Source organism: Pseudomonas sp. EL_65y_Pfl2_R95 (genome assembly GCF_963971045.1).
Classification (GTDB): domain Bacteria; phylum Pseudomonadota; class Gammaproteobacteria; order Pseudomonadales; family Pseudomonadaceae; genus Aquipseudomonas.
Genome location: NZ_CAXAOV010000001.1, coordinates 529,828 through 551,422, shown reverse-complemented (window position 1 = coordinate 551,422; position 21,595 = coordinate 529,828). Strand labels below are relative to the sequence as shown.

General features: G+C 54.8%; 23 protein-coding genes. 18 read left to right on the top strand and 5 right to left on the bottom strand.

All coding sequences use genetic code 11. The features are described from left to right. Nucleotides 1-339 precede the first annotated feature (339 nt). The 3 genes from AACY09_RS02635 to AACY09_RS02625 are packed head-to-tail and all read left to right on the top strand — an operon-like array spanning nucleotide 340 to nucleotide 3,175. Nucleotides 340-1,875 (top strand): MFS transporter, encoded by a 1,536-nt coding sequence (locus AACY09_RS02635; protein WP_339485897.1) that lies wholly within the window; start codon nucleotides 340-342, stop codon nucleotides 1,873-1,875. Next, nucleotides 1,872-2,564, top strand: coding sequence for a TIGR04283 family arsenosugar biosynthesis glycosyltransferase (locus AACY09_RS02630; protein ID WP_339485896.1), 693 nt, complete (start codon nucleotides 1,872-1,874; stop codon nucleotides 2,562-2,564). The genes AACY09_RS02635 and AACY09_RS02630 overlap by 4 nt, the downstream gene beginning before the upstream one ends. After that, nucleotides 2,561-3,175, top strand: a complete 615-nt coding sequence (locus tag AACY09_RS02625; protein ID WP_339485895.1) for a TIGR04282 family arsenosugar biosynthesis glycosyltransferase — start codon at nucleotides 2,561-2,563, stop codon at nucleotides 3,173-3,175. The genes AACY09_RS02630 and AACY09_RS02625 overlap by 4 nt, the downstream gene beginning before the upstream one ends. 62 nt (nucleotides 3,176-3,237) lie before the next feature. Here AACY09_RS02625 and AACY09_RS02620 read toward each other — a convergent pair whose 3' ends face one another. The 4 genes from AACY09_RS02620 to flgA all read right to left on the bottom strand — a co-directional run bounded on the left by AACY09_RS02620 (nucleotide 3,238) and on the right by flgA (nucleotide 5,948). Further along, complete coding sequence (locus AACY09_RS02620) at nucleotides 3,238-3,987, bottom strand: flagellar brake protein (protein WP_339485894.1); 750 nt, start codon at nucleotides 3,985-3,987, stop codon at nucleotides 3,238-3,240. A gap of 87 nt (nucleotides 3,988-4,074) precedes the next feature. Further along, the gene (locus AACY09_RS02615; protein ID WP_339485893.1) at nucleotides 4,075-4,542 is read right to left on the bottom strand and encodes a flagella synthesis protein FlgN; all 468 of its coding nucleotides are present in this window, start codon (nucleotides 4,540-4,542) and stop codon (nucleotides 4,075-4,077) included. Between the two features lie 71 nt (nucleotides 4,543-4,613). Beyond that, nucleotides 4,614-4,955 (bottom strand): flagellar biosynthesis anti-sigma factor FlgM, encoded by a 342-nt coding sequence (gene flgM / locus AACY09_RS02610; protein WP_339485892.1) that lies wholly within the window; start codon nucleotides 4,953-4,955, stop codon nucleotides 4,614-4,616. A gap of 234 nt (nucleotides 4,956-5,189) precedes the next feature. After that, nucleotides 5,190-5,948, bottom strand: coding sequence for a flagellar basal body P-ring formation chaperone FlgA (gene flgA / locus AACY09_RS02605; RefSeq protein WP_339485891.1), 759 nt, complete (start codon nucleotides 5,946-5,948; stop codon nucleotides 5,190-5,192). 72 nt (nucleotides 5,949-6,020) lie between these two features. Between flgA and AACY09_RS02600 the strand changes: the two genes are divergently transcribed. Continuing rightward, the gene (locus tag AACY09_RS02600) at nucleotides 6,021-6,956 is read left to right on the top strand and encodes a chemotaxis protein CheV (RefSeq protein WP_339485890.1); all 936 of its coding nucleotides are present in this window, start codon (nucleotides 6,021-6,023) and stop codon (nucleotides 6,954-6,956) included. Nucleotides 6,957-7,101: 145 nt separating this feature from the next. Further along, nucleotides 7,102-7,935: a protein-glutamate O-methyltransferase CheR gene (gene cheR / locus AACY09_RS02595; RefSeq protein ID WP_445323762.1), complete on the top strand. Its 834-nt coding sequence runs from the start codon at nucleotides 7,102-7,104 to the stop codon at nucleotides 7,933-7,935. Nucleotides 7,936-8,059: 124 nt separating this feature from the next. Here cheR and AACY09_RS02590 read toward each other — a convergent pair whose 3' ends face one another. Continuing rightward, on the bottom strand, nucleotides 8,060-8,209 hold the full coding sequence (locus tag AACY09_RS02590; RefSeq protein ID WP_339485888.1) for a hypothetical protein: 150 nt from the start codon (nucleotides 8,207-8,209) through the stop codon (nucleotides 8,060-8,062). Nucleotides 8,210-8,437: 228 nt separating this feature from the next. Between AACY09_RS02590 and flgB the strand changes: the two genes are divergently transcribed. From flgB to AACY09_RS02525, 13 genes are all read left to right on the top strand, one after another. Then, nucleotides 8,438-8,845, top strand: coding sequence for a flagellar basal body rod protein FlgB (gene flgB / locus AACY09_RS02585; RefSeq protein WP_339485887.1), 408 nt, complete (start codon nucleotides 8,438-8,440; stop codon nucleotides 8,843-8,845). A 14-nt stretch (nucleotides 8,846-8,859) separates the two neighbouring features. Beyond that, nucleotides 8,860-9,303, top strand: a complete 444-nt coding sequence (gene flgC, locus AACY09_RS02580; RefSeq protein ID WP_339485886.1) for a flagellar basal body rod protein FlgC — start codon at nucleotides 8,860-8,862, stop codon at nucleotides 9,301-9,303. A 21-nt stretch (nucleotides 9,304-9,324) separates the two neighbouring features. Next, nucleotides 9,325-10,002 carry a flagellar hook assembly protein FlgD gene (gene flgD / locus AACY09_RS02575; RefSeq protein WP_339485885.1) on the top strand — a complete coding sequence of 226 codons (678 nt, stop codon included), beginning with the start codon at nucleotides 9,325-9,327 and terminating at the stop codon, nucleotides 10,000-10,002. A gap of 44 nt (nucleotides 10,003-10,046) precedes the next feature. Then, on the top strand, nucleotides 10,047-11,354 hold the full coding sequence (gene flgE, locus AACY09_RS02570) for a flagellar hook protein FlgE (RefSeq protein ID WP_339485884.1): 1,308 nt from the start codon (nucleotides 10,047-10,049) through the stop codon (nucleotides 11,352-11,354). A 185-nt stretch (nucleotides 11,355-11,539) separates the two neighbouring features. Further along, nucleotides 11,540-12,280, top strand: coding sequence for a flagellar basal body rod protein FlgF (locus AACY09_RS02565; protein ID WP_339485883.1), 741 nt, complete (start codon nucleotides 11,540-11,542; stop codon nucleotides 12,278-12,280). 46 nt (nucleotides 12,281-12,326) lie between these two features. Further along, the gene (gene flgG / locus AACY09_RS02560; protein ID WP_339485882.1) at nucleotides 12,327-13,112 is read left to right on the top strand and encodes a flagellar basal-body rod protein FlgG; all 786 of its coding nucleotides are present in this window, start codon (nucleotides 12,327-12,329) and stop codon (nucleotides 13,110-13,112) included. Nucleotides 13,113-13,173: 61 nt separating this feature from the next. Then, entirely contained in the window at nucleotides 13,174-13,869 is a 696-nt protein-coding gene (gene flgH / locus AACY09_RS02555; protein ID WP_339485881.1) for a flagellar basal body L-ring protein FlgH, read from the top strand. 11 nt (nucleotides 13,870-13,880) lie between these two features. Continuing rightward, nucleotides 13,881-14,984, top strand: a complete 1,104-nt coding sequence (locus AACY09_RS02550) for a flagellar basal body P-ring protein FlgI (RefSeq protein ID WP_339485880.1) — start codon at nucleotides 13,881-13,883, stop codon at nucleotides 14,982-14,984. 11 nt (nucleotides 14,985-14,995) lie between these two features. Further along, nucleotides 14,996-16,219, top strand: coding sequence for a flagellar assembly peptidoglycan hydrolase FlgJ (gene flgJ / locus AACY09_RS02545; protein ID WP_339485878.1), 1,224 nt, complete (start codon nucleotides 14,996-14,998; stop codon nucleotides 16,217-16,219). An 8-nt stretch (nucleotides 16,220-16,227) separates the two neighbouring features. Then, complete coding sequence (gene flgK / locus AACY09_RS02540) at nucleotides 16,228-18,264, top strand: flagellar hook-associated protein FlgK (protein ID WP_339485877.1); 2,037 nt, start codon at nucleotides 16,228-16,230, stop codon at nucleotides 18,262-18,264. A gap of 77 nt (nucleotides 18,265-18,341) precedes the next feature. Further along, nucleotides 18,342-19,589: a flagellar hook-associated protein FlgL gene (gene flgL / locus AACY09_RS02535; RefSeq protein ID WP_339485876.1), complete on the top strand. Its 1,248-nt coding sequence runs from the start codon at nucleotides 18,342-18,344 to the stop codon at nucleotides 19,587-19,589. A 322-nt stretch (nucleotides 19,590-19,911) separates the two neighbouring features. Next, nucleotides 19,912-21,078, top strand: a complete 1,167-nt coding sequence (locus AACY09_RS02530) for a flagellin (protein ID WP_339485875.1) — start codon at nucleotides 19,912-19,914, stop codon at nucleotides 21,076-21,078. Between the two features lie 78 nt (nucleotides 21,079-21,156). Next, nucleotides 21,157-21,531: a flagellar protein FlaG gene (locus tag AACY09_RS02525; protein WP_339485874.1), complete on the top strand. Its 375-nt coding sequence runs from the start codon at nucleotides 21,157-21,159 to the stop codon at nucleotides 21,529-21,531. Nucleotides 21,532-21,595 lie beyond the last annotated feature (64 nt).

Sequence of the window (21,595 nt, the reverse complement as noted above, 5' to 3'; positions counted from 1 at the left end):
CAATTCCAGTCAGGCGCTGCCTGTGATGTTGGCGGCGCCTGATACCCCGGCCTGTGCTGGGTGTTGAACAATAAAGACTCATCCCCTCTTGCAACAAATGTTGCATTGAGCTCTCTAAACCAAAGGTTTCCAGCCTATGCTGGTACTAATGGTTACTTAGCATCTTTTTGGTGCGTCTAAAGTTTTGCATGAACACCGACCTTGCAGCTGTCGTTGCAGGTGAGGGCATGCATTGGTCTTGCCTGATCGTCGCCTAACTCAAGAGCGGCGACATTTAGCTTTGGATTATGACGCTGACCAATTTGGTCAACGAGATGTTCCAGGAGAGTTTCACTGCCCATGACGATGATCCTCAAGTCATTTAGTTCGTTGTATTTCGCCACCTTGTTGATGCTGCTCGGTTCGGGTTTGCTGAGTACCTATTTGGGTTTGCGCCTTGCGCAGACCGCCGATGGTCTGTGGGTGGGTGCCTTGATGACCGCCAACTACCTGGGCCTGGTGCTCGGGGGCAAGCTCGGGCATCGGCTGATTGCCAGAGTTGGCCATATTCGCGCCTACGTGGCCTGTGCCGGTATTGTCACTGCGGCCGTGCTCGGCCATGGTATGACCACCTTGCTGCCTGTTTGGCTGGTGCTGCGCTTGGTCGTTGGCTTGTGCATGATGTGCCAATACATGGTGATCGAGAGCTGGCTGAATGAGCAGGCCGGCCCGGCTCAGCGGGGCAAGGTGTTCGCCGGTTACATGGGCGCCTCCTATCTGGGATTGATTCTGGGTCAGTTAGTGTTGGTGTTACACCCTGAGCTCAGTGTCGAGTTGCTGATGATGGTTGCGCTGTGTTTTGCCCTGTGCCTGGTCCCTGTTGCGCTGACCCACAAACTTCACCCGGCCGGCTTGCACCCTGCGCCTTTAGAAATGCGCTTCTTTCTCAAACGGGTTCCATTGTCATTGCTGACCATCGGGGTCGCGGGTCTGTTGGTAGGGTCTTTTTATGGCCTGGGGCCGTTGTACGGATCACGTATGGGCTTGACTACCGAACAGGTCGGCCTGTTTATGGGTTGTTGCATCCTCGCCGGTTTGCTGGTGCAGGTGCCGCTCGGTTGGCTGTCTGACCGGGCAGACCGGGTCAAGTTGATCCGAGGCTGTGCGGGCCTGTTGAGCCTGATGGCACTGCCGCTTGCAGTCCTGCCGGACATCCCCATCGAGTTATTGTTCGTCTGCGGGTTTGCAGTAAGCATTATGTTGTTCAGCCTCTATCCGCTGGCTGTAGCGTTTGCCAATGACCACGTCGAAAGTGAGCGCCGTGTATCGCTGACAGTGATGTTGCTGGTGGTATTTGGTGTAGGTGCGGCGATCGGGCCTATGCTGGTTGGCTTTTTGATGCGCTTCTTCGGCGCCAATATGCTTTACGCATTTTTTGCTTTAAGTGGTGTGGTGCTGGTTGGCTTTGTGCGTACGGCCAAGGTTAGTCATGTGCATCAGGTTGATGAGGCGCCGTTGCATCACGTTGCGATGCCGGAGGGTATGGCCAGTTCGCCACTGGTTGCCGCGCTTGATCCACGTAACGAAGAGCAGTACGTGCAAGAGCAGATGTGCGATGAACACGACGCTGAGTGCGAGGAGCAGCTAGCCGCCCAGGCGATGGAGGCCAGCGCTGCTGAGACCGAACTGGCAACCATTGCGGCGGCGGTGGTCACGGCTTCGGCATTCGCCGCTGCAGCTGTCGCAGCGGATGCTGATCTTGACACCGCAGCCTACACCGATGGAGCTGAGCAGGCGGCGCCAGGCCGTGCTGATGTTGAACAGCGCGATGCTCAAGAGTCTGTGGTCAATGGTCCAGATCAGCCAGACTCCCCAGGCAGGGATGGCAGTGCGTGAGGCCGTTACTTAGCGTCATTATTCCTGCGCGTAACGAGGCGCAGACCTTGCCTCTGCTGTTGCATGACCTGAGTGCATTACGCGCAGCCGGTGCGGAACTCATAGTGGTTGATGGCGCAAGTGACGATGCGACTTGTGACGTCGCAGCGGCATATGTCGATCAGTTGCTGTCGAGCAAGCCCGGACGTGCGCTGCAGATGAATACAGGGGCTGCGGCAGCACGTGGGGATTACCTGTGGTTTGTTCACGCCGATACGCGGATCAGTGCCGGATCAATCCAGTGCCTGCTCGATACCTTGCTTGAGCGGCCGCTCTGGGGGCGCTTTGATGTGCGCTTGTCGGGGCAGGGCATGGTGTTGCGCTTGATTGGCACAATGATCAACCTGCGCTCGCGGGTAAGTGCGATTGCAACTGGTGATCAAGGTATTTTTGTTGCCCGCGCAACGTTCGAGTCGCTTGAGGGCTACGCCAGCATCGCCTTGATGGAGGACGTTGAGCTATGCACCCGGCTCAAGGTGCTCGCCCGGCCTAGGTGTTTGCGTCCGGCTTTGCTGACATCGAGTCGGCGTTGGGAGCAAAATGGAGTCTTGCGCACAGTTGTATTAATGTGGCGCTTACGGCTTGCGTATTATGTTGGCGTGAGCCCGGAGTCATTGGCACGCGAGTATCGTCGAGGGCCACCGTTATGAGCTTAGCTGTTTCCTTGCACATGTTGGCGCGCGCGCCGCGTCCCGGTCAGGTTAAAACCAGGTTGATCCCCGCGCTTGGCGCCGATGGTGCGTGCGATCTGCAGCGGCTTTTGGTTGAGCGGGCATTGCGCCTTCCTGCCGAAGGTTTCGCGCAGCGCTTTTTGTGGCTTGATGATGGCCCGGATTTGGAATTGCAGGGGTTGGCCGAGCAGCACGGCTGGACGGTTGTTGAGCAGCCAGCAGGCGATCTTGGTGAGCGCATGCGCTGCATTACCGCGTTGGGCCTGGTGGAAAGCGATGCGGTAATGTTGATTGGCAATGATTGCCCGGCACTTAATGCTGATTATCTGGCGCAAGCCTGTGCGGCTCTGGTTGAGGCGCCTGCCGTGCTGGGGCCGGCCGAGGATGGCGGTTATGTGCTGCTGGGCCTACGCCAGAACAGCTCGCGCTTGTTCAGCAATATAGCCTGGGGCACTGCAGAAGTGCTGCGCCTGACATTGGCGCGGCTGGCGGAGTTGGATTGGCATTACAAGCTTTTGCCAGTGCTCTGGGACGTCGACCGTCCGGAGGATCTGCAGCGTCTGGCATCCTTGGGTATCGACGTCGACTGAGGAGCCTCCGCCAAATTTCCACTGCGGGAAGTCCCTCGTCAAAAAAACTTAATGTGTATCCGCTATTGAAAGGTGTCGCTTTCATGGCGCTTGGCTTCGCGCTGCAACTGATACACAAAGCGCTCAACCTGACGTTGCACCAGCCCGCTCATGCGATAAAAACGCACGCCGAGCGTGGTGATATCGAGCTTGTCGTTGTAGTGCAGATGACGCAGTTCAATCGGTGCCGTCATTGCCCCGAAAGGCAATTGAGCGATCAGCTCTTCGTAAACCATGCCCGGCTTTAGGCTGTGGCTGGCATCGCCGGCGAGGCGGATTTTGCAGCCGGTCGCAGAAATATCGAGCATCTCGCCGCTAAGTGGCTTCGCCAATTTCTCACCTTTCAGGGTGATTGCTACCAGTTCGCTAAGCTTTAACGGGGCGCGGAAAGCACTGCGGCGCTGGTGATAAAGCACCTCAGTGGGGAATGCGCAAAAATAGCAGCGCAAGCCGTTATGTTCGCTGATTTGCGCTGAGTCCAGGCATTTCCAGGCCACGCGCACACCATCACGAGACGACTCAATGCTGAAGGGCTCGGCATTTTTCAGGAAGCGCTCACCGTCATTGGGCACCAGTTCGTCAAAAATCAGCCTGCCTTTCTCGGGGTCAACCTCAATCAAGAAGCTTTGAAAACGCTGATTTCGCTCGTCGAAGCTAATCACTAGCGGATCATGGTTCTGTTCGAGTTGACGCAGGGTGGAAGTGATCTCCATAGGTGCTTTGAGCACTTTTGGCGGTTGTGGGCCGTCTTCCTCGGCAAAAGGGCTGGACACAGTCCTGTTTACTCCAAATCCAAACTGATTTTTGTGGCGCTAGCATAATGTTAAAATGACATTATGTGTACGCGGTTTGCAGCGTTTTTAAGCTTGGCTCAGAGGGCGCTGGTTGGCTCCGCGCGAAGCACTGCCACTGCTGTCGTAGAGGCTTGGAGTGTCATTGCCGTTGAGTATGCTGAGCATGCTGCGGGTAGAGGTTTGATTTGAGCGGATCAGGCGGCCGTTGCGCAGGTTGCCGTTTTGGCAGCTTTCCAGCAACTGACTCAGCTTGTTGCTCTGCTCGAGCAGGTCTGCACCGAGAGGACTGCGTGCGGCAAGCGCCTGTAAACCGGCAAGGTCGGCACTCAGTTGCAGGTTATTCAGGAGTTGTGCGCGCTGCTGTGCGTGCTGGCCGAGCTGGCTAAGCAGCGGTTGCTTGGCACTGAGTATGTGCTGCAGGCTGTCGAGATCGCGCTCGCCCAGCGCTTGATGCTCGCTGTCGATCAGCTCAAGCAGTTGCTCACTGATGCCGATATCGTTATTGAACAGCTGAAGCATTGATGAGTCTTGCATCGTAGGCTCTTGGAAGTTAGGCGTCCAACATTCCAGCGCCGCCGCTAAAGCCTGCTATCACAGGCTTAAGACTAGCGCTGGGACTCGAAATTGAGCAGTTTGCTGGCTGTACGCTGGGCATCAACTTTATAAGTGCCGTCAGCAATAGCCTGCTTGATCTGTGCAACGCGTTCTTTATCCACGGTTGGCAGCTCGTTTAGTTTATCGCCAATGCTCTGCAGTTGCTGAGCTTCTTGGCTAAGGTGAACCTGTTCACCGCTTTTGCTCGACTCTGCAGGGGTATTGCTTACGCCTGCAGACGTGGATGTTTTGTCATCCAGTCCTGAGCTGCGAGCACCTGACTGGGCGCCGCTGGTCCGCCCGGAGTTAGCCGGGGTAGGTGCGTTGCTTGGTCGATTGAAGTCGATGACCATGGTAGTAAACCTCTGATTTGTTTGGACGCTTACCTGTCTGTCGGCCGTGCGTGGTAAAACTTTAGCGATCTTCGGAAAAAATATTACACGGCTAAACTAAAGCCGGTTGACTCAAGTTATATCGGCAGCTTAGCCAATCATTTGAGCGCCAAGCGCTGCAATAAGTTCTGAATGGCTTAGCCCCTTCGCCACAGTGTAGGAAAACCTCCCCGTAAGAACAATCAAGATTCATGCCTACATGGCCACTTCAACTTGCCCCGGACCGGTTACCCTTGCCTTGATAATACGCTGTGAGCGCTGGTTACGAACATTGATTTGTCTGCCTAAAGCGCCATCCGATAAGGCTTCACCAGGCATTTTTACATTGATCGTCCCGGTTTTTGCGCTGATTACCACTTGGTCACCACGGCGAATAACCTCCGCTTGTTCTACGTAGACCGGCGTTAACTCTTGGTCTGGGCGCACTGGGCGTGTCAGTTTTTTGCCGATTGCCTGCTCCACCGAGGTCAAATAGCCATGGTTGAGCAGGCCGACGTCACGTTCCGCCAATGTAACGTCGAACTCACTGATCACGCTGGCGCGTTTTAGCGGGCGGGTTGCCGTCACCACGTCACGATAAAGACGAACCTGTCCTGGGACAAAAATTGTCCAGGGCGATGTGCCGTCGCAGCGAACCCGCAAGGTGACACGACCAATGGGCTCTGCCGGGCTTTCCAGGGTGGTAGTCAATTCTTTGTCGCACAACGGCAGACGCAAGCGCGGATCAAGGCGGTTGATTTCAATCTCATGCCGGCCACTGATATCGCTGCGTTGTAAATAGTCGGACACTGATGCCTCAAGAAAAGTCTGGGCGGCGCCGATAAGCTGTTCAGGCAGGGTTGAATTGGCCGCAGCAGTTGAGCTGAAGCAAAGGGTTGCGGGTAATAGCCAGGCCAGTATGAAATGATGGCTTTTTGCCCAAATCTGTCGATATAACGTCGTATCTGCAATCATATGTATTAGCGTGCAAGGCCCGTGCCGCCTGCTAACCTCAGTTTTACGGGCGCATAAAATAAGGAGAACGGCATGGCTGGTGTTATGGACTCGGTGAATCAACGCACCCAGTTAGTCGGACAAAATCGTTTAGAACTGTTGTTGTTTCGCCTCGACGGCAAGCAGCTGTACGGGATTAACGTATTTAAGGTTAAAGAGGTGCTGCAATGCCCGCGCCTGACCGTCATGCCAAAATCCAGTTCGGTGGTACGTGGGGTCGCTAATATCCGTGGCGGGACTATTCCAATAATCGACTTGTCACTGGCGACGGGTTGTAAGCCGCTGGCTGATTTGAAAAGCAGCTTTGTCATCATCACTGAGTACAACACCAAGACTCAGGGTTTTTTAGTCAGCGCTGTAGAGCGCATCGTTAATATGAACTGGGAAGAAATCCTGCCGCCACCGAAAGGTACGGGGCGCGATCATTACCTGACGGCGGTAACCCATCTTGATCAGCAGATGGTTGAAATTATCGACGTAGAAAAGGTTCTGGCTGAAGTTTCACCGACCTCTGAAGCGATTTCCGAGGGTGTGGTAGATGCGGCCACCCAGGGTAAAGCGGTTAAACAGCATGTGTTGATTGTGGATGACTCCTCGGTGGCCCGTAAGCAGGTGTCGCGTTGCCTACAGACCATTGGGGTTGAGGTGACGGCGCTTAATGATGGGCGTGAGGCGTTGGAGTATCTGCGTAAGATGGCGGATGAAGGGCGACGTCCAGCCGATGAATTGCTGATGATTATTTCTGACATTGAAATGCCAGAAATGGATGGCTATACCCTGACCACCGCTATTCGCAGTGATGCGCGCATGCAGGGCCTGCACCTGTTGCTGCATACGTCACTCTCGGGTGTGTTCAATCAGGCAATGGTCAAGAAGGTTGGGGCGGATGATTTTCTCGCCAAGTTCCGGCCAGATGATTTAGCCTCAAGGGTAGTTGAGCGGATCAATCAGGTTGATCGCGGTGAGTAAGCATCGCCAGCCAATGCGACAAGCGGCAAGGTCGTCACTGTGTCTTTACGTTGTGACAGGACATCACAAGCCCGCCTGAGCTTGTTTATGGGCCGGGTTTATGGGGCTGGTGCCGCATAGATCATCACTATTATTTTACGGGGCAATGCGAGTGACGTCAGGAAATTTGGATTTCGAACAGTTCCGGAGCTTCCTCGAAAAAGCCTGTGGAATCTTGCTCGGTACTAACAAGCAGTATCTGGTCTCCAGTCGGCTTAATAAGCTGATGGAACAGAACAGTATCAAGAGCCTCGGCGAGTTGGTTCAGCGTATGCAGGCCATGCCGCGTAGCGGTTTGCGTGAGCAAGTGGTTGATGCCATGACCACCAACGAAACCCTGTGGTTTCGTGATACCTATCCTTTTGAAGTGATGAAAAAGCGCGTGCTGCCTGAATTGCTCAAGGCTAATGCCGGTCAGCGCTTGCGTATCTGGTCGGCCGCGTGCTCGTCGGGGCAAGAACCTTATTCGCTGTCGATGACCATCGATGAGTTCGAGAAGAGCAACCTAGGCCAGTTGCGTGGGGGCGTGCAGATCGTAGCCACCGACTTGTCACCGACCATGCTGGTCAACTGCAAGTCGGGTGAGTACGACAGCCTGGCAATTGGTCGTGGCCTCTCGCAGGAGCGTTTGCAGCGCTACTTTGAGCCCAAGGCGCCAGGTCGCTGGGTGGTTAAAATGCCGATCAAAAGCCGTGTTGAGTTTCGTCCGCTCAACCTGCTGGAGAGTTATGCCAGCCTCGGCAAGTTTGATGTGGTGTTCTGCCGTAACGTGCTGATTTATTTTTCCGCAGAGGTCAAGAAGGACATTCTGACCCGTATTCACGCGACGTTGAAGCCGGGTGGCTATCTGTTTTTAGGCGCCTCCGAGGCGCTCAATGCCCTGCCTGATTTGTATCAGATGGTGCAGTGCAGTCCGGGCATCATTTATAAGGTTAAATAAGCCTGTTGGCGGCACATTCGGTGAGTGGCCAACGCGAAGATTGTCCACCATGGCCCGCGCATGCAATCCGAGTATTCGAGATCGTAACGGTGGATGAAAAGAGCGTCATCCGCCCTACGGGACGTTAGCTGCACGGCCGCCATTGGTGGCTCTTGTAGGGTGTGACAACGCGAAGCTTGTCCACCATAGGCTCGCGCATGCAATCCGAGTATTCGAGATCGTAACGGTGGATGAAAAAACGTCGTCCACCGTGAGCGTCAATCACCTCACGCATCCTATGCCCCTCCTAGAGTGGACAGCGCATATTGCCGCTTTGCCGGGCGGCAACGGCAAAAGAACAGCGAATGGCATTGCCGCAAGCGGAAATGCATTGCCGCTTTAGCCTGAAAATCGAATCTGTATATGCGTAAGTTATTGTATATAAACGATTAAATTAATTGGCACAGGGTTTGCTTTGTCTCTTGCACAGAAACGGCTTCGGCAATCGGCAAGGGCACAAACCATGAGTATCAGCTTCGCAAGCGCACTCGGCATTCACCAACAAGCACTGGGCTTTCGCGCTCAGCGTGCTGAAGTGTTGGCCAATAACATGGCTAACGCAGACACGCCTAACTACAAAGCGCGTGATCTGGATTTTGCCTCTGTGCTTGCCGAGCAAAGTGCCAAGGCCAAGGGCGGCACCTTTGGTTTGAACCTTACCAACTCACACCACATCAGTGCTGAAGGTATGGCCACCGCTGAAGCCGAGCTTAAGTATCGCACTCCAATGAGCCCTTCGCTGGATCAGAACACTGTTGATACTCAGCTGGAGCAGTCGAACTATGCGCAAAACGCTATCGATTTCCAAGCGAGCTTCACCTTACTCAATAGCAAATTCAAAGGGCTGATCAGCGCCCTGCGCGGCGACTAACGGAGACTGATGCCATGTCACTAGCCAGTGTATTCAATATCGCCGGGACCGGTATGAGCGCGCAAAGCACTCGCCTCAATACCATTTCCAGCAACATCGCCAACGCCGAGTCGGTGTCGTCGAATATTGACCAGACCTACCGCGCACGTCACCCGGTTTTCGCCACCATGTTTCAGCAGGCCCAAGGTGATGGCAGCGGCTCGCTGTTTGCCGAGCAGGATGCAGCAGGCAGTGGTGTTCAGGTGTTGGGCATCGTTGAAGATCAGAGCTCGTTGATGCCGCGTTATGAGCCGAACCATCCGGCAGCTGATGAGAATGGCTATGTGTATTACCCCAACGTCAATGTGGTTGAAGAAATGGCTGACATGATCTCTGCCAGCCGGGCTTTCCAGACCAACGTTGAAATGATGAATACCGCTAAACAAATGTTGCAGAAGGTGCTGACCCTGGGTCAGTAAGCCATCAATGAGGAACGCTAAATGAGCGTCGATAGCACCAGTGGCGTTGGCAGTTCGGTCCTTGATCAACTGCAGATTAAATCGTCCAGTACCGGTACAGACAAAGAACTCGGTAAAGACGAGTTTTTGAATCTGTTGGTCGCCCAATTGAATAACCAGAACCCGCTTGAGCCGCAAGGCAACGGCGAGTTCATCGCTCAGTTGGCCCAGTTCAGCCAGGTTGAAGGTATTCAGCAGTTGAACGGCAGCGTCGACACCTTGTTGTCGGGCTATCAGTCGTCGCAGGCCTTGCAGGCATCGTCTCTGGTTGGGCGCAAGGTGATTGTGCCGACCGACAGCGCAGTGGTTGATACCAGCGAAAGCTTTAAAGCCAGCTTGGTTTTGCCAACCAGTAGCAGCAACGTCTACGTCAATGTTAAAGACAGCGCAGGCTCTACGGTTAGCCGAGTCAACCTGGGTGAGCAGGAAGCAGGCAACGTCAGCTTTATCTGGGATGGCAAGGACTCTAGCGGCAATACAATGCCGCCAGGCACTTACGCCTTTGAGGCGGAAGCGACCTATGCCGGTGAAACTAAAGGTCTCTACACCATGCTTCCAGCCAACGTTGACAGTGTCACTTTGGGCGGCAGCGAACTCATGCTGAATTTAGCGGGACTGGGCAGCGTGCCGCTTTCCCAGGTTCAGGTAATCGGTCAGTAATCAACACGATTTAATGGCCGGCTGTTCCGGCAAAGGAGTATTCCATGGCGTTCAATATCGGGCTTAGCGGTCTGCGCGCAGCGACCAGCGATCTCAACGTTACCGGTAATAACATTGCCAACGCAGGTACTGCCGGCTTCAAACAGTCGCGTGCCGAATTTGCTGATGTATATGCCGCCTCTGTGCTGGGCTCCGGAAAAAACGCACAGGGCAGCGGGGTATTGCTCAGTGACGTTTCGCAGTTGTTCAATCAGGGCAACGTCAACTACACGCAGAACTCGTTGGATTTGGCGATTAACGGCAACGGGTTTTTCCGCACCAGTAATAATGGTGATATCAGCTACACCCGTGCTGGTTATTTCGGCACCGACCGGGCGGGCAACATCGTCAATAACTTCGGCTACAAACTGCAAGGTTATGCGGTCGATGGCAACGGCAATCTGCAAAATGGCGTCATCTCGGACCTTAAGGTTGAGAGTGCCAGCCAGGCGCCGAAGCCAACGAGCACCATCACTCAGCCGTTCAACCTCAATTCGACTAACGAAGTGCCGACGACCACCCCGTTTGATCCCAATGATCCAACCTCGTTTAACTCGTCGACGTCGGTGAATATTTTCGATTCACAGGGTAACTCCCACGCGTTCACGCAGTACTTCATTAAAACGGGTGCAAACAACTGGCAAATGAATGTGCTGGTGGATGGGCGCAACCCGGCGACGCCGACTTCGACTACGCCTTATTCGGCAAACCTGACCTTTAATGCTGCAGGTCAACTTGATACTGCTGCACTGACGTCGACAGATTTTACTGTCGCGGCCAACGGCACCATTAATATGACCAACTGGGTTCCGGCGGCTTCTGATGGGGGCACGCCACCGGTTTGGAGTGGCAATGGCGCGACAGCGAATGCAACGGGCGTCAATTTTGACTTCCGCGGTACGACCCAGTATTCGAGCCTGTTTGCGGTCAACAGTGTTGATCAAAATGGCTACACCACCGGTGAGCTTGCTGGGCTTGAAATTGATGACACCGGCGTGATTTTCGCGCGCTACACCAATGGTCAGTCAAAAGTTCAGGGCCAAGTGGTATTGGCTAACTTCGCCAACATGCAAGGGCTGACCCCGGTCGGTAAAACTGCATGGGTGCAGTCGTTTGAATCAGGTGAGCCGGTCATTGGTGCGCCAAACAGCGGTACCTTGGGTGCCTTGCAGTCGGGTGCGCTGGAAGATTCTAACGTCGAGTTGTCCGATCAGCTGGTTAACTTGATTGTTGCCCAGCGCAACTACCAGGCGAATGCAAAAACCATCGAGACTGAAAGTGCGGTGACGCAGACGATTATCAACCTGCGTTGATGCTGGCTTTGCCGCTGGCGGCAATGCCTCGCCGTTGGCGAGACCAGAAAGCTCCTTCGGGAGCTTTTTGTTTATAAAAATATTATATATATCAATGGCTTGAGTATTTATTCCGGGAGTGGCACAGGCTTTGCAATATTGCCTGTATAGAGCACAAGGCGGCACGCCTATCTCGGAGAGTTACCATGGATAAAATGCTTTACGTCGCCATGACTGGGGCCCAGAACAACACACTGGCTCAGCGCGCGCACGCCAACAACTTGGCGAACATTTCAACCAACGGCTTTCGCCGTGACTTTGAGCAGGCGCGAGCGATTTCGTCGTTCGGTGATGTCTATCCGTCGCGCGTTTACGCCATGAGTGAGCGTCCGGGGACTGACTTTACCCCGGGTTCCATGCAGGAAACCGGACGTGATCTCGACGTTGCCATTGGCGGTCATGGCTGGCTTGCCGTGCAGGCGCCTGATGGCACTGAAGCCTATGTGCGCACCGCTAGCCTGAATGTTGACGCTTTGGGCGTGTTGCGCACAGGCAATGGTTTGCCGGTTATGGGCAATGCCGGGCCAGTCGCTGTACCGCCAGAGCAGGGCATTGATATTGGTCAGGACGGCACTATCAGTATTCGTGCCCTCGGCGAGGCGCCAAATGTGTTGGCGGAAGTCGACCGCCTGAAGCTGGTCAATCCAGACCCTAAGCAGTTGGAAAAGGGCGCCGACGGCATGATGCGCCTCAAGGGTGGCCAGCCTGTGCAGGCGGATGCGAGCGTGCGGCTGACTTCAGGTTTCCTGGAATCGAGCAACGTCAACGCGGTGGAAGAGATGACCGCAATCATGTCGTTGTCCCGCCAATTCGAGCTGCAAGTAAAGATGATGCGTACTGCCGAAGACAATTCGTCGGCCATGGCGCGGGTTTTGCAACTTAGCTAATTATCAGCACGCGGCGACGTGAAAACGTCACCCGAGGAGAACGAATATGCTTCCGGCACTGTGGGTCAGCAAAACCGGTTTGTCCGCTCAGGACATGAACCTGACCACCATTTCCAACAACTTGGCCAACGTGTCGACCACGGGCTTCAAGCGCGATCGCGCTGAGTTTGAGGATCTGCTTTATCAGATCCGTCGCCAGCCAGGCGGCCAGTCGAGCCAAGACAGTGAGCTGCCGTCAGGCTTGCAGCTGGGTACGGGTGTGCGGATTGTTGGCACCCAGAAGATTTTCACTGCGGGGAGCTTGCAGACCACAGAGCAGCCGCTGGATTTAGCCGTCAATGGTCGTGGTTTCTTCCAGGTGTTGATGCCAGACGGCACGGTGTCGTACACCCGTGACGGTAGCTTCCATCTGGACTCGGACGGTCAGGTGGTGACCTCCAATGGCTTTCCGTTGGAACCGGCCATTGTCCTGCCTAACGAAGTTAAAACCTTCACCGTAGGTGAAGACGGTACGGTTTCTATCACCACGGCGGGTACTGCTCAGCCGCAAGTGATTGGCAACCTGCAAACCGCGGATTTTATTAACCCGGCTGGCCTTGAGGCCATCGGCAGCAACCTGTTTCTCGAGACCGCTTCCAGCGGTGCACCGCAAGTCGGCACACCGGGTTTGAACGGCCTAGGTACAACGTTGCAAAACACCTTGGAAAACTCCAACGTCAGCGTGGTTGAGGAATTGGTGAATATGATCACTACCCAACGCGCCTACGAGATGAACTCGAAAGTCATCTCAACCGCTGACCAGATGTTGTCCTTTATTACTCAGAATCTTTGATGGTTTTGGCCACGCGTCGCGCGGGCCTCTGCGTTAACTGTCACACCGCGAGGGTGGATCTATGAATCGGCTAGTTATTGTTTCCTCACTATTAGGCGCTGTATTGCTGAGCGGTTGCGTCGCGCCTGTAGCCAAGCCGAATGATCCGTACTACTCGCCAGTGTTGCCGCGTACACCGCTGCCTGCTGCGCAGAACAACGGTTCTATCTATCAAAGCGGCTTTGATAACAACCTGTTTACCGACCGCAAGGCGTATCGGGTCGGTGACATCATCACCATCACTTTGAATGAGAAAACCCAGGCCAGTAAAAATGCCGGCTCGCAGATTTCCAAAGACAGTAAAACCAGCCTTGGCCTGACCTCTTTGTTCGGTGGCGGGGTTACGGCTGACAGTCCGTTTTCAGGCGGTAATCTTTCGCTGGACGCTTCCTACAGCGGTAACCGTGACACCCAAGGCGACAGCAAGGCGGCCCAGGGCAATAGCTTGACCGGTTCGGTCACTGTGACCGTGGCTGAAGTGCTGCCTAACGGCATTCTTTCGGTACGCGGTGAAAAGTGGATGACGCTTAATACCGGTGATGAGTTGGTACGGATTGCCGGCCTGGTGCGTGCTGATGATGTTGCCACCGACAACACCGTGCCTTCTACCCGTATCGCCGATGCGCGCATCACCTACTCAGGAACAGGTGCCTTTGCCGATGCCAGTCAGCCTGGCTGGTTTGATCGTTTCTTCCTTAGCCCGCTGTTCCCGTTTTGAGGGCTGCAAACATGCGTCCATGCAAATATCTGCTAGTGCTCGCGCTGCTGCTTTCAAGCGCAGTAGCACAGGCTGAACGTCTCAAGGATTTGGCCAGCATTCAAGGCGTGCGCAGTAACCAGTTGATTGGTTATGGCCTGGTTGTGGGCTTGAGCGGCAGTGGTGACCAAACCACCCAAACGCCATTCACCGTACAGACCTTTAATAACATGCTGGCCCAGTTCGGGATCAAGGTGCCGGTGGGCGGCAACGTCCAGTTAAAGAACGTCGCGGCGGTTTCGATTCACGCCGATTTGCCAGCGTTTGCCAAGCCGGGTCAGACCATTGATATCACTGTCTCATCCATTGGTAACGCCAAAAGCCTGCGCGGCGGCAGCCTGTTGATGGCACCCATGAAAGGGGTTGACGGCAACGTCTACGCCATCGCTCAGGGTAACTTGGTGGTGGGCGGCTTTGACGCCGAGGGCGGTGACGGCTCGCGCATTACCGTCAATATTCCTTCGGCAGGACGTATTCCTTCGGGTGCCACCGTTGAGCGTTCGGTGCCAAGTGGTTTCGACCAAGGCAACAGCCTGACGCTCAATCTCAATCGTCCTGACTTCACCACCGCCAAGCACATTGTTGATCAGATCAACGAGCTGCTGGGCCCAGGCGTGGCTCAGGCAATTGATGCCGGCTCGGTACGAGTCAGTGCGCCGCTGGACCCTAATCAGCGGGTCGATTACCTGTCGATTCTTGAGAACCTCGAGGTGCAAGCCGGTCAAGCGGTTGCCAAGGTGATTATCAACTCGCGCACCGGCACCATCGTCATCGGCCAGAACGTGCGCGTGCAGCCCGCTGCGGTGACTCACGGCAGCCTGACCGTGACCATTACCGAAGACCCAATCGTCAGCCAGCCGGGCGCCTTGTCCGGCGGCCAGACGGCTGTGGTTCCACGCTCACGGGTGGATGCAACGCAAGAGGCCAAGCCGATGTTCCGCTTTGGTCCGGGCACCACGCTGGATGAAATCGTCCGTGCGGTAAACCAGGTTGGCGCTGCGCCTTCCGACCTTATGGCCATCCTCGAAGCGCTGAAACAAGCCGGCGCTTTGCAGGCTGACTTGATCGTTATTTAAGGGACGGATCGATGGATTCTCGACTCTCAGCAGGACTTGCCAGCGCTGGCACCAGCTCACTTGATACCGGCGCCGCCACTGACCTCAACCGACTGAATAAATTTAAAGTCGGCGGTGACAGCGAAGCCAACATTGGCAAAGTTGCCAAAGAGTTCGAGTCGCTGTTTCTCAATGAAATGCTCAAAGCCATGCGCTCCGCTAATGAAGGGTTTAGCGAAGGCAATTTCATGAACAGTGAAGAGGGTAAAACCTATCAGGGCATGTATGACCAGCAATTGGCTGTGACCATGTCCAATAACAAAAACGGCATTGGGCTGGCGGATGTTTTGGCGCGCCAGATGAGCAAAATGAAAAGCCACAGTGATCGGCCTAATCCCTTTGCCCAGCCGGATAACAGCATCACCAGTACAGGCAGTGCGACCAGCGGGGCTGCGCCTGCGGTTTCAGCGAGCGGCGCTGTTGCGGTGAAATCGGTGGCTTCAGTTGATAGCAGCCGCGATGACTCCAGCTTGATCAACAAGCGTCGTCTTTCATTGCCGGGCAAGCTCACAGACCGTTTGCTGGCGGGCATTACCCCGACCACTGACACCGCAGGTGCTCAAGTCTTAGCGAACAAGGACTGGATCCCGGCCATTGCCCATGCAGCGCCAACCGATAAGGGCCTAAGCATCAATGGCAGTGATGCTGTGACCGGCAGCCGGCTGAGTGGCAAAGGGGCTAAAGGCGGTGCGGCCTTTACGTCACCTGCAGATTTTATTGCGACCATGCTGCCCATGGCAGAAAAAGCGGCCGCCAAGATTGGCGTAGAGGCTCGCTATCTGGTGGCTCAGGCAGCGCTCGAAACCGGTTGGGGCAAATCAATTATTCGCCAGCAAGACGGTAGCGTCAGTCACAACCTGTTTGGCATTAAAAGCCATAACACCTGGGGCGGCGAAACAGCTCAGGTGATGACCACCGAATACAAAGGCGGCCAAGCGGTGAAAGAAGCGGCATCATTTCGCTCTTATGATTCATTTGCGCAAAGCTTTGAAGATTACGTCAGCTTCCTGCAAAACAATGGTCGCTACGACAAGGCACTGGGCAGCACGCAAAACCCAGAGCAATTCGTTAAAGAGTTGCAGAAAGCCGGGTACGCCACTGACCCGCAATACGCCCGCAAAATCTCGCAGATCGCCCGGAAGATGGCCGTCTATCAAACTGTCGCCGCCGTCGATACGACGCCAACGCGTGGATGAGCTGAATAATGGCTGACTTACTCAATATCGGTTTGTCTGGGCTGTCGTCAAACAAGACGCAGTTGTCGGTTACCGGGCATAACATCACCAACGTCAACACCCCGGGCTACTCGCGCCAGGATGCAGTGCAGGGCACGCGCGTTCCGCAGTTCAGCGGTGCGGGTTTTATTGGCTCGGGGACCACGCTGGTTGATATTCGCCGTACCTACAGCGAGTTTCTGACCACCCAGGTGCGCACCAGCACCTCGTTGAGCAGCGATGTCGAATCCTACAAAAGCCAGATTGAGCAACTCGACTCTCTGTTAGCGGGTTCAACCACTGGTATTACCCCTTCGCTGCAGGAGTTTTTCTCGGCGCTGCAAACCGCGGCGGAAGACCCTTCCAATGGACCCGCACGGCAGTTGGTGCTGTCCCAGGCTGAAGGCCTGAGTCGGCGTTTCAATACGGTTTATGACCGGGTTGATGAACAAAACTCCTTTATCAATAAGCAAATGTCAGCGGTGACCGATCAGGTCAATCGGCTGGCCGGCTCCATTGCCAGCCTGAACGACGCCATTGCCAAATCGGCGGCCACCGGGCAGGCGCCCAATGACCTACTCGATGCACGTGAAGAGGCCATTCGTCAGCTGTCGACCTTTGTCGGGGTTACCGTTGTGCCGCAAGACAACAACACCCTGAACGTATTTGTTGGCAGTGGCCAACCCTTGATTGTTGGCAGTACCGCCAGCCGTCTGGAGGCTGTGCCTGGCAAGGGTGATCCAAATCGGGTTGAGATCGAATTTGTCAGTGGCGCTTCACGCCAGGGCATCACCACGCAATTAAGCGGCGGCGAGCTGGGCGGTTTGCTTCGCTACCGTTCCGAAACCCTTGATCCAACGCTTAACTCGCTTGGTCGGCTGGCGTTGTCGGTGAGCGATCAGATCAACACACAGCTGGGTGAGGGGGTTGATCTCAAGGGGCAGGTGGGTTCGGCGTTGTTCGGTGACTTCAATGCACCTGAGTTGGCGGCGCTGCGGGTTAAAAGTTATGCCAGCAACACCACGAATGCACAGCCGATCCTGAACATTACCGATACCTCCATTTTGACCACCAGCGATTATCGTTTGCAGTTTGACGGCACCAACTACACCGCCAGACGCTTGAGTGACAATCAAACACTGGCCGTGACCGAGAACCCACCGGGCACCTTGAGTTTCGCTGACAGCGGTGGCCGTGATCAGGGCTTTCAGATTGTCGTAGGCACACCAGCGCCAGCTGCAGGCGATACGTTCGAGTTGCAGCCAACCCGGCGCGGTGCGACCTCTATTTCCACCGTGCTCGATCAGGCAGATCAGCTTGGCTTTGCCGCCCCGGTCCGCGCGGTCAATGGCGCACTGGATGCCAACGGCAATATCACCGGCAGCAACCGCGGCACGGGCACCATTTCACAACCCGATCTAACCGCATCGGGGTCCAGTCCCATTGACTTGGCTGCAATCAAAGCCGCCTTGCCTGTGGGATTGACCTACAACGGTGCCGGCGGTTTCGAAAGCCCTCCGGGTACGCCGGTCCCAGGCTTAACCCTGGTTGGCGGCGGTGCCTTTGTGCCGGGGCAAAAGAATACGTATGAGCTGGATATGGGCGGCGGCAATGTCGTGACCTTCAGCGTCAGCGGTCGTCCAGAAAATGGCGATACCTTCAGCATCGACTTCAATACGGGTGGCGTTTCGGATAACCGTAACGCGCTAAAACTGGTTGATTTACAGAACCAACAAACCATCGGCATCGACCCAACTGTCACTGGATCTACCGGGCTGAATTTTACCGATGGCTATGGCGATTTGGTCGAGCGGGTGGGCACCTTGACTGCCCAGGCACGCCAAGATAGCGACGCGACCAGTTCTATCCTTAAGCAAGCCACCGACAACCGAGACTCCTTGTCGGGTGTGAGTCTGGATGAAGAGGCGGCCAACCTGATCAAGTTCGAGCAGTACTACAACGCTTCTGCACAAGTGATTCAAGTTGCGCGCTCTTTGTTCGATACCCTGATCGGCGCGTTTAGATAATTCGGTGCGGGCTCAGTGCTAATAACAGCCTGAGCCATTTGATTCGCGAACAGCCAATCGTTTAATGAGGCCCAGGCATGCGTATTTCCACCATTCAAGCGTTTAATAATGGCGTGTCCGGCCTGCAGCGCAACTATTCGGATGTGACCCGCACTCAGGAGCAGATCAGCTCCGGTAACCGGATTCTGTCGCCAGCCGATGATCCGGTGGCCTCGGTACGTCTGCTGCAACTTGAGCAGCAACAGAATGTGCTCAATCAGTATGGCTCGAACCTGACGGCGGCAAAGAACAGCCTGAACCAGGAAGAGAGCACGCTTAACTCGGTCAACACCATCTTGCAACGGGTGCGTGAGCTTTCACTTTCGGCCGGTAACGGAACGTTGAGTCAAGAAGATCGGCAGTCGATTTCTGCAGAGCTTGGTCAGCGCGAAGACGAATTGTTAGGCCTGATGAATTCGCGCAATGCTCGCGGCGAATACTTATTCTCAGGTTTTCAGGGCAAGACTCAGCCCTTTGTACAGAATCCAGATGGAACCTATTCCTACACCGGGGATGACGGCCAGCGTAAATTGCAAATCGCCAGCTCTCTGGAGTTACCGATTAGCGACAGCGGTAAAGCGGTGTTTCAGGATGTGGTCAATGGCGGGCGCTTGAGTTTGACCGATAACTCAGTGCCGCCGGCGCCAGCCAACAGTGTCAGTGGTTTGCTGGTTGAAGATGACGTCGCCTTTGCCAATTTCCCGGCGGGGGGCATTCAGCTCGATTTCGATGCCACCGATCCGCTTAATTACACCATCACCACATTGCCTGCGCCGGGTACGACGACAACCGGGCGTTTGGATGATGAAAACGACACCCAAATTCATTTTTCCGGCACGACCTTTTTTGTTAACGGCACGCCACCAGCTTCGTCCAGTTTCACCATTGAGGGGCCGGACGCTAATCCGGCATCGCCGCCACAAAGCAGTGTTGGGATTCTCAACACCATTGTCAGCCTGCGCCAGTCTCTTGAGGGTGCACCCAATACACCTGAGGGCAACCGCCAGGTTCGTGATGCGATAGCGCTAGCGGTGACTAACCTGGATAACAGCATCGGCACGGTGGATAAAGCCCGAGGCAATATCGGTGCGCGGCTTAACACTATTGAGTCAACCCAGACCGATAATGAGAACGTCACCTTGGTTAATAAAGGTGTGCAGGCAGATCTGCGTGAGCTGGATTACGCCGAAGCCCTGTCACGGCTTTCATTCCAGTCCATCGTGCTCGATGCGGCGCAGCAGAGCTATGTGAAGATCAGCAGCCTTAATTTGTTTAATAAGCTATAGGGTGGTCGCCGCTTTTTCGGCCACCATTCGCGGCCACAACCTATTTAAGAATGTGCAGCGCCGCGGTGGCCAAGCTTCGCGTTGACCACCCTAAGAATGGTCTGTGTTTTGTTTCTGATTTGATGGTTTTTATTTGCTTAAGTTGTTGTTTTTTAAAGGTTAATAAAATAATTAGAAATGCCTTGAAAATAAATCTAAAGCTTGTGCCAGTAACGCCGATACAAATTACGAATGCGAAGTAACTGGGTGCCGGAGCAAGGCTCAAGCCCACAGCTCGCAACACCCAGATACCTAAGACACTAGCCTATTGGAGGCAAACATCATGGCCCTTACAGTCAATACCAACATTGCGTCCTTGAACACTCAGCGCAACCTGAACTCGTCTTCCAATTCGCTGGCTAACTCCTTGCAGCGTTTGTCTACCGGTTCGCGTATCAACTCTGCTAAAGACGACGCCGCTGGCCTGCAAATCTCTAACCGTCTGACCAGCCAAATCAACGGCTTGGGTGTTGCGGTGAAGAACGCCAACGACGGCATCTCTCTGGCGCAAACCGCTGAAGGTGCGCTGCAACAGTCGACCAACTTGCTGCAGCGTATGCGTGACCTGTCTCTGCAATCAGCTAACGGCTCGAACAGCGACTCAGAACGCGATGCACTGAACTCTGAAGTGACCCAGTTGAAAAAAGAACTGGACCGTATCAGCAACACCACCACCTTTGGTGGTCGCAAGCTGCTCGACGGTACTTTCGGTACTACCAGCTTCCAAGTGGGTTCTGCTGCTAACGAAATGATCAGCGTCGGCATTGATGAGATGAGCTCTGACTCTTTGACTGGCGATTATTTCGAAGGCGATATCGCTGCCGCAGCTGGTGCCGCTACTGATGACGGTACGCTTGATGTCACCATCACGTTGGCAAGCGGTGATGTGACCGTAGTAAGTGCCGCAATTAAGAAAGGCGATGATGCTGCCGCTATTGGCGGTAAAGTGGCTGCGGCAATCAACGACTCCAACATTGGTGTGGGTGCGTTCGCTGACGATACTGGCGCGATCTCTTTCCTCTCGAAAGCTGATGCTGATGGTGCAGACATCCTGACCAGCATCGCTGTTGCAGCAGGTACTGATGACCCGGGTGCCATTACTGGTACTGTAACTGCCGGTACAGCAGCGACGGCTAACAAGATTAGCGATCTGGATATTTCGACTGCAAAAGGCTCGCAAGCTGCTGTACTGATCATCGATGATGCTCTGAAGCAGATCGACTCTCAGCGTGCGGACCTCGGTGCGGTGCAGAACCGTTTCGACAACACCATCGCTAACTTGCAGAACATCGGTGAGAACGTATCGGCTGCTCGTGGCCGTATCCAAGACACCGACTACGCTGCTGAAACTGCTAACCTCAGCAAGAACCAAGTGCTGCAACAGGCTGGTACTGCGATTCTGGCCCAGGCTAACCAACTGCCACAGGCTGTTCTCAGCCTCCTGCAGTAATAGTTACAGGTTAGGCAAACATCGCGGGGGGAAGTGCTTTAGCGCTTCTCCCCGTCTTGCCATTCAGAGGATTTAACGATGGACGTAGCAACCAGCAATACGTTGTCGTTGGTAAATAGCGCCGCAAAAGCGCCTCTGCAAGCCACAGGCAATCGCCTAGATGCGGCGGTCAAGGTTGACCCCGTTGCGGTCACTGAACAACAACTGGTCGAGCAAGAACCCGAGTCTTCAACTCAAGCCGTTGAAGAGGCCGCTTCATCGATTCAGGGGTATATGCAGTCTATCCGCCGTGACCTGAATTTTGCAGTGGATGATTCTTCTGGCCGCGTTGTGGTCCAAGTAACAGATTCGGCTTCAGGCGATGTCATTCGCCAGATGCCATCTGAAGATGCACTCAAGCTTGCCGAAAGCCTTGAGGCGGTTCGCAGCTTGTTGTTCAAGGCTGAAGCATAAAGGCCGCATCTCTATCTGATTGTGGGTAGGCGGCATGATTTTTGTAAGGGGTTGCCACTAGATA

Bases quoted from the DNA above. Each gene is read 5' to 3' on its own strand.
- AACY09_RS02565 (WP_339485883.1), top strand. From the start codon at position 11,540: ATGGATAAAATGCTTTACGTCGCCATGACTGGGGCCCAGAACAACACA.
- flgL (WP_339485876.1), top strand. From the start codon at position 18,342: ATGCGTATTTCCACCATTCAAGCGTTTAATAATGGCGTGTCCGGCCTG.
- cheR (WP_445323762.1), top strand. From the start codon at position 7,102: ATGCGAGTGACGTCAGGAAATTTGGATTTCGAACAGTTCCGGAGCTTC.
- flgJ (WP_339485878.1), top strand. From the start codon at position 14,996: ATGGATTCTCGACTCTCAGCAGGACTTGCCAGCGCTGGCACCAGCTCA.
- flgA (WP_339485891.1), bottom strand. From the start codon at position 5,948: ATGATTGCAGATACGACGTTATATCGACAGATTTGGGCAAAAAGCCAT.
- AACY09_RS02635 (WP_339485897.1), top strand. From the start codon at position 340: ATGACGATGATCCTCAAGTCATTTAGTTCGTTGTATTTCGCCACCTTG.
- AACY09_RS02600 (WP_339485890.1), top strand. From the start codon at position 6,021: ATGGCTGGTGTTATGGACTCGGTGAATCAACGCACCCAGTTAGTCGGA.
- AACY09_RS02615 (WP_339485893.1), bottom strand. From the start codon at position 4,542: ATGCAAGACTCATCAATGCTTCAGCTGTTCAATAACGATATCGGCATC.
- flgB (WP_339485887.1), top strand. From the start codon at position 8,438: ATGAGTATCAGCTTCGCAAGCGCACTCGGCATTCACCAACAAGCACTG.
- AACY09_RS02525 (WP_339485874.1), top strand. From the start codon at position 21,157: ATGGACGTAGCAACCAGCAATACGTTGTCGTTGGTAAATAGCGCCGCA.
- AACY09_RS02625 (WP_339485895.1), top strand. From the start codon at position 2,561: ATGAGCTTAGCTGTTTCCTTGCACATGTTGGCGCGCGCGCCGCGTCCC.
- AACY09_RS02590 (WP_339485888.1), bottom strand. From the start codon at position 8,209: ATGCGTGAGGTGATTGACGCTCACGGTGGACGACGTTTTTTCATCCAC.
- AACY09_RS02530 (WP_339485875.1), top strand. From the start codon at position 19,912: ATGGCCCTTACAGTCAATACCAACATTGCGTCCTTGAACACTCAGCGC.
- flgC (WP_339485886.1), top strand. From the start codon at position 8,860: ATGTCACTAGCCAGTGTATTCAATATCGCCGGGACCGGTATGAGCGCG.
- flgE (WP_339485884.1), top strand. From the start codon at position 10,047: ATGGCGTTCAATATCGGGCTTAGCGGTCTGCGCGCAGCGACCAGCGAT.
- flgD (WP_339485885.1), top strand. From the start codon at position 9,325: ATGAGCGTCGATAGCACCAGTGGCGTTGGCAGTTCGGTCCTTGATCAA.
- flgG (WP_339485882.1), top strand. From the start codon at position 12,327: ATGCTTCCGGCACTGTGGGTCAGCAAAACCGGTTTGTCCGCTCAGGAC.
- AACY09_RS02550 (WP_339485880.1), top strand. From the start codon at position 13,881: ATGCGTCCATGCAAATATCTGCTAGTGCTCGCGCTGCTGCTTTCAAGC.
- flgH (WP_339485881.1), top strand. From the start codon at position 13,174: ATGAATCGGCTAGTTATTGTTTCCTCACTATTAGGCGCTGTATTGCTG.
- flgM (WP_339485892.1), bottom strand. From the start codon at position 4,955: ATGGTCATCGACTTCAATCGACCAAGCAACGCACCTACCCCGGCTAAC.
- flgK (WP_339485877.1), top strand. From the start codon at position 16,228: ATGGCTGACTTACTCAATATCGGTTTGTCTGGGCTGTCGTCAAACAAG.